The organism is Microcoleus sp. Pol17C6 (assembly GCF_036701145.1).
GTDB lineage: Bacteria > Cyanobacteriota > Cyanobacteriia > Cyanobacteriales > Microcoleaceae > Microcoleus.
The window spans coordinates 14158-30498 of the sequence record NZ_JAUBQH010000055.1 but is presented as its reverse complement, the minus strand read 5'-3'; the positions used below and the strand labels follow the sequence as shown (position 1 = coordinate 30498).

Below are 16341 nucleotides of genomic sequence, written 5' to 3'. Positions count from 1 at the left end.
ACTACATATAATTTTCTTAGGAAGTAAGCTCGCGCAAATAGAGGGCGATACTAAAAACCGATCGCCCTCTATTCAGCCATGATATTCTATTTATCAAGAGATGCAGGAACATTTATTGCTGCATAGAAGGAGTAGTGAAAAATCTGCATCCTAAAGGATTTGTGCGTGCAGATTGATTTTGAGGAGTTGTTATAGGAGGACTAGAGTTAGGAGATGTGCTATTCAATTCTGAGACGGTAAAAGATTTAGAAATGTTAGGATTTTTCCCGAGAGGGCTGGCAGAAGTGTTATCAAGATTTGGTGACTCGGTAATTGTAATCTCCTGTGTTGCATTTACATTTGTCTGCGATTTGACAGTGGTTTGTGCCTGAGACGGATAGGCAGTCATAGCAGAAATTACAGCGAAGCTCAGAAACCCAAGATAGCCCGTTGATTTAATCATATTTATCTAAACCTAAACTTAAAGAACTATTAGTAATGCTCCTAATAATAGATTAAGTTAGGAAAACTTATGTTTCAAGCGTGTTTATGCGTATTTTTTTAAACTTAATAATTAGGTATTTGTATGTAGAAAAAAAAGATAAAAACGGGGAAATTACTACTAAATGTAAAGTTGCAGTAAAGATAGCGGGTTTTTACTGAGAAAAAATCTTAGAAAATCCCGCTGGAGTTTTAATCACTGTCTGCAGACCGAAGAACACCTTTGTCGCTTAACACGCAGGATGCCTGTTCCACAAAATAAAATTTTCTTGTGGGCTTTTCCTCGGGGCCGAGTGCACCAAAATTGTTTGCAATTCGCGATCTACTAAACCCGGCCCCACAGGATTAAACCCTTAAAAGGAGAATGAAGTTCTCAACACACCAACTGAGATCGGGTCGCTATCGGGAGTGTGACCGGGTTGAAAAATCAAGATAACTCCAGGGGTGACGCTGATATTATCATTCACCTGCCAACGGTAAAATACCTCTACATGAGTAGTCGTTCCGGGTTGCCCGCCCGATCGCCCTAAACCCGTATCTAAAAAATCAGGAACGTTATTACCTGTAGGTAAATCGCTGCTGACAATTTTAGGCGGTTGCCCGATATAAATTCCTCCTAAATTTCCAGCTTTAAACAAATCGGGGAAATTTACAAAAACCATATAATTTGTAGTGGCTACCGTACCCGATTTACCAGGAATCCGAGAATTAGTATAACCAGCCCAACCTCCCAGAGCAACTCGCGATGAAATGCGCCAATTTAAACTTGCTCCAACTGCATTGGTTTGCAGAGAATCGGACTTATTTGTGTTAGAATTGATAGCTGTTAATTGGCTATCGCCTGCCAAAGTAATCAGATTACCGTCAGGCGAATAATCGTTAACGTAATAGATAGTAAAATCAACGGGGTCGGCTGGTGTCAGAGTTAGTTGTACACCCAAGGTATTGTGTCCTCTAGACCCGTTAGAACTGACAAAAAATCCAGAAATGTTAGTTGAATAAACTGCTTGCAAACTGGCTCTATTCGCAAATTGCCAGTCAATGCCGATGCCGCCTAAACCCAAACCAGTGTTCAAAATTGGGTTTCTTTGGGCGAAGGCAGAAATGGGGCCCGAAGCTGCACTTTCTGCCCGATTCGGCCCCCGAAAAGCGGTAATCATGTTAACTCCTGCTGTTCCTGCAAACACTGCCAATTTGTCGCCGACCAGAAAGCGGTAGTTGAGGTCGCTGACAGTTAATCCAGAAGTTTCGGCTACATTATAAGCAAGGTTTACGTCTTCGGTTAATTGTGGTGAATTGCTTCCGTTCTGGTTGTAAAAACCGATTAATAAGTTACTGCGAGGACTAAATTGAGTGGTTAAGTAGAATTGATTGAGGTTAATGGTGTTGACATTTGTACCGGGGTCTTTGGTATCTCTTTTGCCGTCTCTGGGAACCCGATCTGCACGGTTGGGCGTGCGCCCTTGTATTCCAAAAATGGTGAATCCTGATAGCTTAGTTGTTGTTGAAAATTGATTGGCTTCTAGTTCGGTAGCTCGCGCTTCTAGCACATCCACTCTGCCTCGCATTGTGGCAATTTCGGCTGCAAATTCTTCTTGCAATCTTTGTAGTTTTATTAAGTCGTCTCGCTTAGCTAGACTTTCAGTAGATTTGGCGATGGACTCGCGGATTGTATCTAAACAAGCATTGACTCCGGCTGCAAATTCATAGCGCGTTATAGCGCGGTTTCCGCGATAGGTTCCGTCGGGGTATCCAGCTATGCAGCCGTATCTTTCTACTAAGGATTGCAGTGCTTGAAAAGCCCAGTCTGTGGGCTGTACGTCGCTGAGTTGGGAAACTGATGTAACTTGTTCTAGTGAGTTGTCACCAGGGTAAACTAATGGGGGATTTTCTAATTTATTTTCTTCAACTAATGCGGGTATTGGGGCGGGCTGCGTTTCGCTGGCTTCGGATACGTGAGTTTCTATCTCACTCGCGATAGGTACGGGTGGCTCCGATGTGGGGTTTATCGGTGAAGTTTCATCTACATTGTCAGCTTTTTCGACTAATTTGCGATCGAGATTACGATCAAAATTCTCCGGTAGATTATTTGTCTGTGCGGGTAATTGATACCATTCATTAACTGGATCTTCCGAATTTGGACTATTTGCTGTTGTTTCAGGATCACTCGTTTCTGCTAAGGCTGGAATGCTGAATAATGCCTGCAATCCGAATCCTAGTATTAAGCTGCTAAGGATTTTCCAAATTGGTCGATCGCACTTATGATTTTTCATGTTAGTTATACTTTGTGAGCAAAAAGCTAAAAAAGTGAGAAAAAGCGTGATTTCTTACGGAGTAGCTACGCTTGACGCACTATTCGAGATGAAGGGCGATCGTAAATTGCATTCCTTCTCCCAAAACCGACGAACAAGTCAAACTGCCACCCTCGCTTTCTTCCACTATGTGACGGCTGATTGACAATCCGGTTCCCGTTTTTTTTAACAGATTTTGTAATGAAGGAAAAAACAAAAATCTGAGATATTATTTCCTCCGACATTTCTGTGCCATTGTCTTTAATTTTAATCAAAACATCTCGCTTTCGTTCGGATAGTTAAGTAGTAATATTAACGATGTGGGGGCGGATATAATCGAGACAAAAATACACCATTGCTTAGCTTTTTATACAGTATATCTCGTCTTTTCCAGCACCATTCATAAACACCAGATTCAGTTCCAACAGCATTTAAGCAAACTAATCTTTCCATAATTTTTGATGATGTGAATGGCCTGCTGATTGTTATAGGCCTTCAAACGGTGCTGCCAAACCATCAAAGTCCTATCAATTCCATCCCGGATATCGGCTAACATTTTATACTCGCTGTCTATAGGGGAAAAAGTATACAGCGATTTATCGCTTAACATCGTTCGCAGGGAAACACTAGCGATTTTTTTACCGATCGCCAACTGTTTAACTTCAGTATTATTAAGGTTGATTAAGCCCAATATTAAGTGTATTTAACCCGTTAATACTATAATATTATCACCGCAAATCTGTAGCTGCCAATAGCTGCGCGATCGATCCACACTCCAGAGACTTAAAAGCTATGTGCCAATTACTGGGAATGAACTGTAATGTTCCGACAGATATTTGCTTTTCTTTTGAGGGTTTTTCTGCAAGGGGGGGCAAAACGGACGTTCATCAAGACGGTTGGGGAATTGCTTTCTTTGAAGGTTTGGGATGTCGCCTTTTTATAGACTCTAAACCTGCGATTGCTTCTCCGGTGGCAGAAGTAGTGCGTCGCTATCCCATTCATTCAACTAACGTCATTGCTCACATCCGCAAAGCTACGCAAGGTGAAATTGCTCTGGAAAACTGCCACCCTTTTATTCGGGAACTTTGGGGACGTTATTGGGTATTTGCTCACAACGGAAATCTCGAAAACTTTTATCCAGAATGTGTCGGAGTTTACAAACCTGTTGGCAAAACTGACAGCGAAAAAGCATTCTGTTTGATATTAGAAAAGCTGCGCTCTAGTTTTCCTCAAAGTAAGCCTGCTTTAGCGGAAATTTACCCGGTACTGGAGGAAATTACTAAAAGTTTGGCACAACACGGAATTTTTAATTATTTACTTTCCGATGGAGAACACTTGTTTACCCACTGTTCTACTAATCTGCATTATATTGTGCGACAAGCACCTTTTGCTAGCGCGCACTCGATCGACGAAGATGTAACCGTCGATTTTCGGGAATTGACCAACGAAGACGATCGGGTGGCTGTTATTGCCACTTTTCCGCTGACAGATAACGAAGTTTGGACGCAAATTCAGCCGGGAGAATTACTGGTATTTCAGGATGGTTGGCCGGTCAATTCTGGGCTGCTGGAGTTAAGTTAACGGGACTTAAACAAATTTAAAGCCTAAACAGAGCATCGAAACTGCTAAATGACCAGCTTTCCAGCTTGATTGATAAAGCCAGATTTGCCATTGCGCTTGACAGCGGCTAAGCCTTCTGAAAAACTGGCAGCAGCCGAAAATTGGGGGGCGCTTTTCCACTAGCCTGCTTGATTAATGTATCCCCACCCTTTTGGAGGGGTAACTGCTGCTAAACCTTGATTAAATGAGCGGGAATTACACAATTAGAGGATGATTCTTGTGGCGTGTCCCGCCTTCAGTTAAAAGACATCTGGCACCATTGTCAATAAGCTTTTTATAAACAGGCTTTTCGGCCTGTTCCACAATAAAATTTATCTCTTGTGGAACAGGCAAGATGCCTGTTCTTGACAATGGTGCAACATCTCAGGTGAAAAGACATTAGCCTGACTAGGATATCCCATCCCACAAAACAATCAAAATCATCCCGCAATTATGCAACGGCTTCTACTGTCCCCGAACTGACAACAGAGGGATTAATTCGGTTGAACAGCCGCTAGAATTTGTCCGGCTGTCACCGTTTGCCCCTTTTCACAAAACAACTCGGCAACAGTGCCCGCAACATCAGCAGTAATAGCAATTTCCATTTTCATCGCTTCCAAAATTAACAGGCGATCGCCCTCAGCAACCGCATCTCCAACATTAACCAGCACCTGCCAAACATTAGCCGAAACGTGAGCGACAACTGCCTCACAACCGATCGGCAAAGTAATCTCCGCCACCGTTTCAGAACCCACATCCGCCGAGGATTCTGCTGCTGATTCAGCTTCAAATTCCCCGGATGCGGTCCAGCGATCGCGCTCTGCATTAAATGCGGCCTGCTGCTGGGCTTTAAATTCAGCCGCACTGTTAGCAATAGAATGCAAAAATTCATTGTATTCTCTCAAATTAAAAGTGATTTCCTCAACCTTTAATTTAAACTTCCCTTCGATAAATGCTTCCCGACAGCGGTGCAATTCCTCATGAGAAACCGGATAAAATCGGATTTGGTCAAAAAAGCGCAAAAGCCAAGGTTTACCAGACTGGAAATCCGCCGTTTGTTTGAACCGATTCCACATTTGCACCGTGCGGCCGACAAATTGATAACCTCCCGGCCCTTCCATCCCGTAAACGCACAAATACGCGCCGCCAATGCCAACTGCATTTTCAGGAGTCCAAGTGCGGGCGGGATTGTATTTAGTAGTAACTAAACGGTGGCGCGGATCGAGGGGAGTTGCGACGGGCGCACCTAAATAAACGTCTCCCAAACCCATTACTAAATAGCTAGCATTAAATACAATTTCTCTGACTTGTTCGATGCTGTCAAGCCCGTTTATGCGGCGAATAAACTCAATATTGCTGGGACACCAAGGTGCATCCGATCGCACAGACTGCATATATTTTTCAATGGCCAACAGCGTCGATTCATCTTCCCAAGATAAAGGCAAGTGTACAATTCGCGCCGGCACTTCCAAATCCTCGATCGCCGGAAGTTCCGCCTCAGCAGCAATCAGCGCCTGCATTAGCTGCTGTTGCGAAATCTGGTGGCCCTCAAAATGAATTTGCAGCGATCGCATTCCCGGCACTAATTCGATCACACCAGGCAATGGATTTGCTTTCAAATGTTCCATCAATGCGTGCGCCCGAAAACGCAAATTTAAATCCAGCACCAATGGGCCGTATTCAACTAGAATATATTTATCCCCAGCTTGACGGTAAGTAACAGCAACCTGTCCCAGAGATTCGGGAATTTCGTGCAAAATTGGAGAAGCGGAAACTGCGGGCAATTTCTCCGCATTTTTCCCAAAAACAGGCAAACTAAAAGTAGCAATTTGCCTATTTTGTGCTAATTCCCGCTGCAAAGCTTCAGCAAAACTCAAACAGTGAAAGCGAATGCTGTCCCCCGGTTTTAGTTGCCCGATTTTCCATAATTCTGACTGCACAATAGTAGCAGGACACACAAAACCTCCCAAACTCGGGCCGTCAAGACCGAGAATTACAGGCATATCGCCCGTAAAATCGATCGTGCCGATCGCGTAAGCATTATCGTGAATGTTAGACGGGTGCAAACCCGCTTCTCCGCCGTCTTGACGCGCCCAGGCGGGCTTCGGGCCGATCAGCCGAATGCCCGTCCGCGTCGAGTTGTAATGCACCTGCCATTCTGTAGAGAAAAACATTTCGATGTCTGACTCAGTAAAGAAATCCGGCGCGCCGTGAGGCCCGTACAAAACGCCGATTTCCCAATTATTGCTGTAGGTGGGAATTAGTTCCGGAGGCAAAGATATTTCCGCTTCCAGAGTTGCAGTTTGAAGCAGTTTAAGCACATCTCCCGGACGCAGCGTGCGGCCCCCGTGTCCGCCAAATTTGCCCAGTACAAAAGTTGATTTGCTGCCCAAATAATCGGGGACATTAAAGCCGTGTTTGACTGCTAAATAAGTGCGGTAGCCGCCGCCTTGAATGCCTTTTAACTTAAGAATGCTGCCAGCTTTTACGGGAACTGCTGTCCAAAACGGCACCGGTTCGCCGTTTAGCGTTCCCTTCATAGTTGCACCAGTTAAACTAATAACTGTATCGGCATTAAAACGCAGAGTTGGGCCTGTCGCTGTGAATTCCAATCCTGCTGTCGATTCGGGATTTCCTACTAAACGATTTGCAGATCGAAATGCCAGATGATCCATCGGCCCCGAAGGCGGCACGCCAACATCCCAATAGCCAATCCGCCCCGGATAATCTTGAATGCTGCTGTAGGTTCCCCCATCCAATACATCGATCGTTAAAGGTGCGTATTCAAAAGAGTTTAAAAAGCGCGTGTTCTGTTCGCCCCGGTTGAATCGGGAATCGTCCAAAATCTGGCGGAGGTAATCTAAATTAGTTTCAATTCCCGCTATTTCACTGGCATCTAAAGCAGCTTTGAGTTGAGCGATCGCCTCGGTTCGATTATCCCCGCAAACGATTACTTTGGCTAGCAGCGGATCGTAAAAAGGAGTAACCTCCGTGCCGGTTTCTATCCAACTGTCGCAGCGGACGTTTTCGGGAAACGCAACTTGATTCAGCAACCCGGAACTCGGCTGAAAATTCTTGCCGGCATCTTCGGCATAAATTCGCACCTCAATTGAGTGTCCTTGCGGTTGATAGCGGTACTCTTCCAGGGGGAACAAATCTCCCGAAGCCTGTTTTACCATCCACTCAACAAGGTCGATGTTGTTGACAGCTTCAGTAACGCCGTGTTCAACTTGCAAGCGCGTGTTGACTTCCAAAAAATAAAACTGTTTCGCATCGACATCAAAGACAAATTCAACAGTACCGACTGACTGGTAATTTACCGCTTTTCCCAACCGCACGGCTGCACGGAACAACTGATTTCGCTGTTCGTCGCTAATACCAGGGGCGGGGGTTTCTTCAATTACTTTTTGATTGCGCCGCTGCACCGAACAATCTCGCTCGCCCAAGGCTATGACATTTCCTTTGCCATCTCCAAAGATTTGGACTTCAATGTGCCTAGCTGTTTGAATGTATTTCTCTAAAAAAACGCCGCTTTGTTTAAAATTGCTTTGACTCAAACGCTGTACTTTTTCAAATGCTTCTGCCAAATCTCGATCGCTAAAACAAGCCTGCAAACCAATGCCGCCGCCACCTGCGGTACTTTTGAGCATCACCGGATAGCCGATCGCCCCAGCCGCTTTTTCCGCATCCTCTAAACTTGCTAAAAGTTCGCTTCCGGGAGTTAGCGGTACTTGATTTGCAGCGGCTATTTCCCGCGCGGTGTGCTTCAATCCAAAGCAGCGCAACTGACTCGGAGTCGGACCGATAAATGCAATATTTTGGCTGGCACAAGCTTCGGCAAATTCAGCATTTTCGCTCAAAAAGCCGTAACCCGGATGGATAGCTTGAGCTTTTGTTTGGCGCGCAACTTCGAGAATGCGATCGAACCGCAAATAACTCTCGGCTGCGGCGGCTGCACCGATACAAACGGCTTCGCTGGCGGCGAAAACGTGTTTGGCGCGGGCGTCGGCTTCCGAATATACTGCTACCGAAGCAATTCCGAGGCGATCAAGCGTGCGGATAATTCTGCAGGCAATTTCACCGCGATTTGCAATCAAAACTTTGTTAAACATTTAGGTAATTTGTAATTTGTAATTGGGAATTAGTAATTAGTAATTGGTGTCTACTTACATCAGGCACTATTCTGAAGAACACGCATCCTGCCTGTTCCACAAACATTAAATTTTATTGTGGAGTGATCGCGATAGCCATTGGTGTCAATAACCAGGCTGAAACCCTCCGTATCTCTTGCTGGTAGCCCAGTCTCGATCCCCCTAAATCCCCCTTAATAAGGGGGACTTTGAGCGCTCTTGTCCCCCCCTTATTAAGGGGGGCTAGGGGGGATCTAACCCTAATCGTCACACAGCAGAGTGGTACTACGCTTAACGTCTTTGTTGACACCAATTCACGAGATATCGCCCCTAAAAAAATTGCGGAGGCAGTACCCACCCTACTTCACACCGCATCCCAAACAATCAACTGAATCGGCGTAGGATTGTAAGCATTGCAAGGATTGTTCATTTGCGGGCAGTTAGAAATAGCAACCAGCGCGTTCATTTCGGCTCGCAAATCAACTGTACTTCCCGGATCGGAGATGCCGTCAACAATTTCAAGCGTGCCATCTTCGCTAACCGGAACATTCATAAAGAAGTTGATATTGCTGACTAAATCTCGCTTGCCCAAACCGTAGGGAAGAATTGCCGCAAGGAAATTTTCAACGCAGGCGTGCTGGTATTTTTTATCTAGTCCAAACCGCACCGAATTGCTCTCGCAGCTACAGGCGCCGCCGGAGGTATCGTGTCGGCCGCAGGTGTCAGCAATTATGGTCATCATGGCTCGCCCTTCGTTGGAAATGAGTTGGCTGTTTGTAGTGACAAAGATGTTGCCTTGATTGACGATCGTATCTGGGGCGCTGTAGCGTTCGGAAGGGTCATCGGCATTGTAAACTAAAAAATCTACTGCTTGATTTCCGCCTAAATCTACAATGCGGAGAATCTGTCCTTTTTTGATGACGCGAGCCCAGGGATGTCTGGCGGGTAAAACTTCGTTATAAATTGCAGTTTTTGGATCGAGAAGTTGTTGGGTAGTTGCAGTCATGGTTCACTTTTTGTGATGGAAGTGCAGAATTTTTTACGACAGATTGATGCGGACAAGATTGAGTTGTGTAATCAGGGGTTTATTGCACGAACAAAGCATCGGTGTTGATGAACCCGCGCACGGCTTCCGGGTTGGCGGTGCGGCACAAGTCATCGGGTGCGGGTGCGGGGGTTTTCACAATCTGAATTTGGATGGGTTTTGGATCGTAAATTGAAGCCGGATGCAGAATGTGGGGGCAGTTAGATATAACGGTCAATACGTTCATTTCGGCTCGCAAATCGATAAAACTTCCCGGTTTTTCGCAGCCTTCGCGAAACTCCATCGTGCCGTCTGGTTTGACGGCAATGCGAGTAAATAAGTTGAGGTTGGGCATGATATCTTTTTTGCTCAATCCCCAGCGAGTTAGGGCTTTGAGGAAGTTGTCGCGGGAGTTTTTCCAGTCTCCTTCGCCGTATTTTTTGGCATTGCTAATGGCGTTGCTGCATCCTCCTAGCAAATCGTGACAGCCGGAGGTGTCTTGGGTGATGGAAAATAGAATGCGTCCCATGTCTGTGTAAAGCACCATGCCTTGTTTGAGAAAGGCGTTGAATTGAATTTTGGCGGTGTCTGCTGCGTTGAAACGTTCGATCGCATTGTCGGCGTTGTAGCACAGCATGGAAACGCCGCGAGAGCCTTCTAAATCGGTGATTCGCAGGGTGTTTCCCCGCTTGATGACTCCCGACCAGTACGCGCCGCCCGGTACGGTTTCTTGCATTAATACGAGGCTTGAATCGATTTCTGAGTTTGTGTCGATCGATGATAGTTGCACCATAAGTTCCTCTTGATGTATTTGGGGGGGTCAGGGAAACAAAACAATAGTATTTTGTAGTGGCAAAACTCACCCTCTCCCAAAGTAATATTTATCTCCACTGATATCTTGCACCATTCTCAAGAACGGGCAAGATGCCCGTTCCACAATAAAATTGAGTGTTGTGGAACGGGCATCTTGCCCGTTCCTAAATAGGTAATTGACAAGGGTGCAAGATGTTAAGTTTCCACTTACTGAGGTTGGCAGTTAAACTCTTGGCACGGGTGCAAAAAGTGCAACTATTAACCTATTTTTATTTAAGCAGCCATTGCAACTGCTTCCTGTCCGTGTTTCCGCATCAAATCCATGAGTTCGTCGCGGTAATCGTGGAATTTGGCGTGGCGTTTAACGCTGGGAGTGCGATCGGGCAAATTAATCGACATTTCCTTTCTCACTGTACCGGGACGAGCGCCCAAAGCATAAATCCGATTTGAAAGAAACACCGCTTCTTCGACATCGTGGGTAATCATAAAGATTGTAATCTGAGTGCGACGCCACAAATCGAGCATAAATTCGTGCATCGATTCTTTAGTGTGGATATCCAAGGCGCCGAAAGGTTCATCCATTAATAACACTTTAGGTTCAGAAGCGAGGGCGCGGGCGATCGCCACCCGCTGTTTCATCCCGCCCGACAATTCCTTCGGCAGCGACGAAGCAAACTGCGTCAATCCTACCACATTCAAATAATAGCTCGCTTGTTCGCGCCGCTTTTTCTTGGACACGCCTTGAAGTTTGAGGCCAAACTCGGCATTTTCCTGCACGTTCATCCAAGGATAAAGAGTGTAATGCTGAAATACCATACCTCGATCCGGCCCAGGCGAAACAACTTCCTTGCCGTCAATTTTCACTTCCCCTGTTGTCGGCTTGTCCAATCCCGCAATCTGCCTCAACAGAGTAGATTTGCCCGAACCGGATGCGCCTACCGCGCAGATAAATTCGCCTTGCTTGATGCTCATATTGATGTCCTTGAGGACAACTAATTTACCCTTTTTCGTTTCAAAATTTTTGTGCAGGTTGTTGATTTGCAGAAACATGAGTTTATCCTCTGTATTGTAAGTAAAAAAACGACACCATTCTGCCTTTTAACATCTGCTTACTGTTTCTGACTTGACCATTTACAAGAAACCCGCAGCAGATATTGAAAAAGCAAGTCAAAAGCCAGTCCTATCGCCCCAATGACAATCAGCCCCACAAATATTTCATCGGTTCGGAGAAATCGACCGGCGACGCTGATCCGGCGGCCTAAGCCTTCGGTTGCTGCAATCAATTCCGACACGATTACCAATTGCCAAGCCGCAGCCAGGTTGATGCGGCTTGCATCAAGAATTCCCGGCAAAACGTGGGGAAAAATAACTTGAGTTAGGATTTCCCAGCGATTCCCACCCAACATATAAGTAGCTTCTATCAAGTCTTTGGGAACAAACTTGACCGTATCCATCACCATCAGCGAATTGAAGAAAAAGACGCCGATAAATATCAGCGTTATTTTGGGTTCTTCGCCTATTCCCAAGTAGAGAATTAATAGAGGAATGAACGCTGGTGCGGGCATATATCGCATCAAGCCGAACATGGGTTCCAGCAAGGCGCGAATACTGGGAAAACTGCCCATCAGCACGCCAATTGGTATGGAAAAAACCAAGGCGAACAGAAAGCCCACTCCCACCCGCCACAAACTCGCTACCGTGTCTTTTAAAAGTTCGCGAGTGTTCCACAGCCGACCAAATGCCTCTAAAACTTTGCCGGGGGAAGGCAAAAATTTGGGGTCTACGTTGGCGAAGGTTGTTACTAGCCACCACAGCAGCAGCGGCAGTGCGATCGATGTTACCGTTAACCCAATATTGAGGGGTTGTGGTATCTCTTCCGCAATCCGCCAGAAAACGGTGGGATTTAGGCTTTTTTGCTTGAGGTGGGATTGGATGGATCGGGGTTCGGGATTTGGTGGCATGATTTAATTGCAAAACAGTTGAGCGAGTAATTTTATTAGGTTTTTGGGATTTTAAAAAAGAATATTGTTGAAAGTTTTTTGTGTCTGCAAAATCGTAAATTCTGCCTTTTAGCTTTTACCTTCCGCATAAGCTTTTATAAAACGATCGTCAAATAATGTGCTGATATCTGGTTGGGTTTTGGCTAAATTTACATCTACGAGAAATTTAGTCATTTCTCCCGCCGCAAACTGCAATGATGTCATGTCATTTCCCGGTTGAAAGGCTTTCAAGTTTTCCTCGATCGTAAATATCTGAGTACCGTTTTCATATTCTTTGTATTCCTCAACGCTAACTCCGGCGCGGTTGGCGAGAATCTCGTAAGATTTCTCTTTATTTGCTTTCATGTATTCCAATGTTGCAAACCATGAATTGACTAGGGATTGCACTCGATCGGGGTGTTCGCCGATAAACTTTCGGGTGAATACCAAATGGTCGGAAATCGCCCCTGGAAAATCTTTGGAACTAAAAAGTTCCTTGCTGTTCGCTCGTTTTAATGCTTGCGTGGTAAACGGCGCAAATACTGCCACCGCATCGACTTGTCCTCCGACGAAAGCCGCCGCAGCTTTGCCTGTTTCCAGGGGTACAAATTGAATGTCCCGCACTGATAAACCTGCTTTTCTCAGCCCTAACAGCAATAAAAAGTGATCGACTGTACCTTCCTCGGCTGCAACTTTTTTTCCTTTTAAATCGGCAACGGAATTGATGCCTTCGGCGACAATCACTTTGTCATTTCCCGTCGAGTTGTCGTTGACTAAAACAATTACTTGGTCGGCGCCGCCTGATATGGAGTTTACTGTATCGCCGAGGGTTTGGCTGTTAGCATTTATCTGTCCTGCTGTGAGGGTACTGATCGATTCTAAGTAGCCGTCAAACCATTTTAAGTCTACAGCAACGTTGTTGGCTTCAAATATTTTTTGCTCTTTGGCAATTTGCCACGGAAACCAGCCTGGCCACGCGCTGAATCCGAGGCTAACTGCATCAGCACTTACTGAAGAAGCTGCTTCGCTTTCTGTCGTGGTTTTGATATAAATTGCCGGGTTGACGCAGCCGACAGCGAAAAACAAGGTGATGAAAAATAGGGCGCAGTAGGATAAGGGCGATCGCGTTATTTTTGGGAAGCAATATCGGATATTCATAGCAGATTCTCGTTGCTGGTTAGAGGTGAATATGTCGATCGAGCTTTTGCACCTTCTTTGGCTTCCTTAGCTGCTGCAAACCCCCTTGATATACAAGGATAAAGCCCGAGAGCTAACGAACCGAGTCTTGATGACCGATCGCGTTTCTCCCGGGCTTTTATCCCGCCGTGTAACTGGCTAGTGTTTCCCTCAAATTAATAAAATATTGAGATGACCAGTCTGCTTCTCTCGGACCAGCACTTGAACTTTCTAAGCTGACTTAGAAACTGATTCAAATCGGAACCCTAGAAGCGGTTAAATTTTTTCGGTTTTTGTCTGTATAAGTCCTGTTTGCAACCCAAGGAGTTATTCGAGACTGTTGGTAACAGCAATGCACTTAGCTTTTTGAAAGGTAAGCATACTGTAGCGTGCAATCCTACTAGATTACTCTGTTTCAAACCCTAACAGCAAACTTGATGCGAAAATGTGTAAGATGTTACAAAAAACGGTTTTTCTCGAATTTGTAAAATTTAAATTTTTGGAAGATTAAACCGGGCGATGAGACGGGGTGATTGGAAATGGCGAAGTTTCCCTGCACAAAAAGACGAAACCCGCAAGGCTAGGGTTGAAGATTTCTTAAGAAATACTTCGATCGCCCGCTAACTGGATGCGAGTACGATCGACAATGCGGTAAACTAATTTTCTATTTGTAATAACTGAGATGTTCCACAATTCTCAATAAGCCTTTTATGGGCGGGCTCTCCTGCCCACCCCACAAGAAGAAAGAAATACACTCTTTGTGAAACAGGCATCTTGCCTGTTCTTGAGAATGGTACTCTTCGGTGAGTAATAACGCTCGCCAAACACAGCCTGTGATATCAAATCCGTTAGCATCGGAATAGTAAATTCGAGTTCACTGTTGACGGTTGACGGTTGACTGTTGACAGTGAACAGTCAACCGTCAACCGTCAACATCATTTCGGTGTAACCGGAAATGATATGAAGTCAACTCTTCAATCGAAAATCTAAAATCTAAAATCTAAAATCGACTGACGGTGCATTATGGAAAAAGTTAACTACAGTCACAGTCTCGACATTCATACGCTGCTCGATCGCTACCGCACCGGATCGATCGCGCCTGCAGATGTAATCGCGAGCGTGTACGATCGTATCGAACGCTATGCAGATCCGGCAGTATGGATTTATTTAGCACCGCAGGCGGAAACCCTCGAACGGGCCAAAGCCTTGGAAAACCTAGACCCGCAACAATTGCCGCTCTACGGAATACCTTTTGCGATCAAAGATAATCTCGATTGGGCGGGCGTTCCCACTACGGCGGGATGTCCCCAGTTTGCTCGCACTCCAGCGCGATCGTCCGCAGTTGTAGAGCGTTTGTGCGCGGCAGGTGCGATCGTAATCGGCAAAACAAACATGGATCAATTTGCCACAGGATTAGTGGGAACCCGCACGCCTTATGGAGTTTGCCGCAATCCCTTCGATTCGCGCTACATTCCGGGCGGATCGAGTTCCGGCTCCGCAGCAGCAGTCTCGGCCGGATTGGTGAGTTTTGCTCTGGGTACCGATACCGCAGGATCGGGGCGCGTTCCCGCTGCTTTTACTAACATTGTCGGGCTGAAGCCAAGTTGCGGCTCGATCGGCACTCGCGGCCTGCTGCCTGCAGTGCGATCGCTCGATTGCGTTTCTGTGTTCGCTCTCACCTGTGCGGATGCAGCCTCTGTGCTGCAAGCAGCCAGCGGTTTTGACGCTGAGGATGCGTTTTCTCGCCGCCCTGAAACGAAAGTTTTGCCTGATTTCTCCCGCTTGCGGGTGGGAGTTCCCGGAGACGGCGAACTAGAATTTTTCGGGAATGCAGAAGCCGAACAGCGCTACCGGGAGGCGATCGCGCGCTTGCAATCATTGGGCTGCACGATCGCACCTATAGACTTCAAACCCTTTGCGGATGCTGCCGAACTGCTCTACGGCGGGCCTTGGGTAGCAGAAAGGTTGGCCGCGATCGGCGATTTCCTCGACGCGCACCCAGAGGATATAGATCCGATCGTCTACCAAATTATCAGCGGCGGCCAACGCTACGATGCCGTCGCAGCTTACCGCGCGTCGTACCGGTTGGCAGAGCTCCGCAAGCTTGCAGAAATTCAGTGGCAGTCAATGGATGTGTTGGCGGTTCCCACGACAGGTACGATTTATACTGTCGCAGAAGTTGCAGCCGAGCCGATCGCGCCGGGCACCAATCTCGGGCGCTACACAAACTTTGCGAACTTGCTCGATTTGTGCGCGATCGCAGTTCCCAGCGGGTTTCAAAGCAGCGGATTGCCCGCAGGATTGACACTGATGGCTCCTGCGTGGCACGATTTATCGCTCTGTCGCCTGGGATCTGCTTTCCACGATCGCTTGGGTGGAACTATGGGCGCAACCGGCCTGCCGCTGCCCACCCTCCCGGAACCCGTCATCGCAGCAAAACCTTCCTCAGAAGAACGAGTCAAAATAGCCGTGGTTGGCGCTCATTTGAGCGGTGAGCCGCTGAATTATCAACTAATCGAGGGGGGAGGCGTTTTGGTTCGCGCCTGCCGTACCAGCCCGATTTACAAGCTGTACGCTTTGACGGGTACTGCTCTGGGCAAGCCGGGATTGGTGCGTCAGATAGATGGCGGTAGCGCGATCGAGGTGGAAGTTTGGGAGTTGTCGATCGCGGCTTTCGGCGGATTTGTCGCTAAAATTCCCCCGCCGCTGGGAATTGGTACGCTGGTGTTGGAGGACGGCTCCACGGTGCAGGGCTTTTTGTGCGAACCTTATGCTGTGGCGGATGCGATCGATATTTCTGAGCTGGGCGGTTGGCGAGCTTATAACTTCCGGTTTTAGGCTAAGTTAGA

Annotated in this window: 11 protein-coding genes, 1 pseudogene and 1 riboswitch; of the genes and pseudogenes, 2 read left to right on the top strand and 10 right to left on the bottom strand. The window is 46.6% G+C overall.

Going from position 1 to position 16341, the window contains the following annotated elements:
- Window positions 1–833: 833 nt before the first annotated feature.
- The 3 genes from QUA25_RS22580 to QUA25_RS22570 form a co-directional block, all read right to left on the bottom strand.
- Window positions 834–2753, bottom strand: a complete 1920-nt coding sequence (locus QUA25_RS22580) for an iron uptake porin (protein ID WP_333041370.1) — start codon at window positions 2751–2753, stop codon at window positions 834–836.
- A gap of 79 nt (window positions 2754–2832) precedes the next feature.
- Window positions 2833–2988 (bottom strand): hypothetical protein, encoded by a 156-nt coding sequence (locus tag QUA25_RS22575; protein ID WP_333041369.1) that lies wholly within the window; start codon window positions 2986–2988, stop codon window positions 2833–2835.
- A 198-nt stretch (window positions 2989–3186) separates the two neighbouring features.
- On the bottom strand, window positions 3187–3462 hold the full coding sequence (locus QUA25_RS22570; protein WP_333041368.1) for a hypothetical protein: 276 nt from the start codon (window positions 3460–3462) through the stop codon (window positions 3187–3189).
- 101 nt (window positions 3463–3563) lie between these two features.
- Here QUA25_RS22570 and QUA25_RS22565 point away from each other — a divergent pair, with 101 nt between their 5' ends.
- Entirely contained in the window at window positions 3564–4352 is a 789-nt protein-coding gene (locus QUA25_RS22565) for a class II glutamine amidotransferase (protein WP_333041367.1), read from the top strand.
- A 44-nt stretch (window positions 4353–4396) separates the two neighbouring features.
- On the opposite strand, the pseudogene QUA25_RS29565 reads toward QUA25_RS22565, so the two are convergent.
- The 7 genes and pseudogenes from QUA25_RS29565 to QUA25_RS22535 form a co-directional block, all read right to left on the bottom strand.
- Window positions 4397–4498 (bottom strand): annotated as a pseudogene (locus tag QUA25_RS29565) (WG repeat-containing protein); the annotation flags it as partial.
- Window positions 4499–4864: 366 nt separating this feature from the next.
- Window positions 4865–8482: an urea carboxylase gene (gene uca, locus QUA25_RS22560; protein ID WP_333041366.1), complete on the bottom strand. Its 3618-nt coding sequence runs from the start codon at window positions 8480–8482 to the stop codon at window positions 4865–4867.
- A gap of 382 nt (window positions 8483–8864) precedes the next feature.
- Window positions 8865–9506, bottom strand: a complete 642-nt coding sequence (locus tag QUA25_RS22555; RefSeq protein WP_333041365.1) for an urea amidolyase associated protein UAAP2 — start codon at window positions 9504–9506, stop codon at window positions 8865–8867.
- Window positions 9507–9585: 79 nt separating this feature from the next.
- Entirely contained in the window at window positions 9586–10317 is a 732-nt protein-coding gene (locus QUA25_RS22550) for an urea amidolyase associated protein UAAP1 (RefSeq protein WP_333041364.1), read from the bottom strand.
- Window positions 10318–10610: 293 nt separating this feature from the next.
- The gene (locus tag QUA25_RS22545) at window positions 10611–11387 is read right to left on the bottom strand and encodes an ABC transporter ATP-binding protein (protein ID WP_333041363.1); all 777 of its coding nucleotides are present in this window, start codon (window positions 11385–11387) and stop codon (window positions 10611–10613) included.
- 59 nt (window positions 11388–11446) lie between these two features.
- Window positions 11447–12298: an ABC transporter permease gene (locus tag QUA25_RS22540; protein WP_333041362.1), complete on the bottom strand. Its 852-nt coding sequence runs from the start codon at window positions 12296–12298 to the stop codon at window positions 11447–11449.
- A gap of 108 nt (window positions 12299–12406) precedes the next feature.
- Window positions 12407–13474 (bottom strand): ABC transporter substrate-binding protein, encoded by a 1068-nt coding sequence (locus tag QUA25_RS22535; RefSeq protein ID WP_333041361.1) that lies wholly within the window; start codon window positions 13472–13474, stop codon window positions 12407–12409.
- A 144-nt stretch (window positions 13475–13618) separates the two neighbouring features.
- Window positions 13619–13773, bottom strand: a riboswitch (guanidine-I (ykkC/yxkD leader).
- Between the two features lie 742 nt (window positions 13774–14515).
- Here QUA25_RS22535 and atzF point away from each other — a divergent pair.
- Entirely contained in the window at window positions 14516–16330 is a 1815-nt protein-coding gene (gene atzF / locus QUA25_RS22530; RefSeq protein WP_333041360.1) for an allophanate hydrolase, read from the top strand.
- The last annotated feature ends 11 nt before the right edge of the window (window positions 16331–16341 follow it).

Coding starts and splice junctions, on each gene's coding strand:
- QUA25_RS22580 (WP_333041370.1), bottom strand. CDS start 2,753: ATGAAAAATCATAAGTGCGATCGACCAATTTGGAAAATCCTTAGCAGC.
- QUA25_RS22565 (WP_333041367.1), top strand. CDS start 3,564: ATGTGCCAATTACTGGGAATGAACTGTAATGTTCCGACAGATATTTGC.
- uca (WP_333041366.1), bottom strand. CDS start 8,482: ATGTTTAACAAAGTTTTGATTGCAAATCGCGGTGAAATTGCCTGCAGA.
- QUA25_RS22555 (WP_333041365.1), bottom strand. CDS start 9,506: ATGACTGCAACTACCCAACAACTTCTCGATCCAAAAACTGCAATTTAT.
- QUA25_RS22550 (WP_333041364.1), bottom strand. CDS start 10,317: ATGGTGCAACTATCATCGATCGACACAAACTCAGAAATCGATTCAAGC.
- QUA25_RS22545 (WP_333041363.1), bottom strand. CDS start 11,387: ATGTTTCTGCAAATCAACAACCTGCACAAAAATTTTGAAACGAAAAAG.
- QUA25_RS22540 (WP_333041362.1), bottom strand. CDS start 12,298: ATGCCACCAAATCCCGAACCCCGATCCATCCAATCCCACCTCAAGCAA.
- QUA25_RS22535 (WP_333041361.1), bottom strand. CDS start 13,474: ATGAATATCCGATATTGCTTCCCAAAAATAACGCGATCGCCCTTATCC.
- atzF (WP_333041360.1), top strand. CDS start 14,516: ATGGAAAAAGTTAACTACAGTCACAGTCTCGACATTCATACGCTGCTC.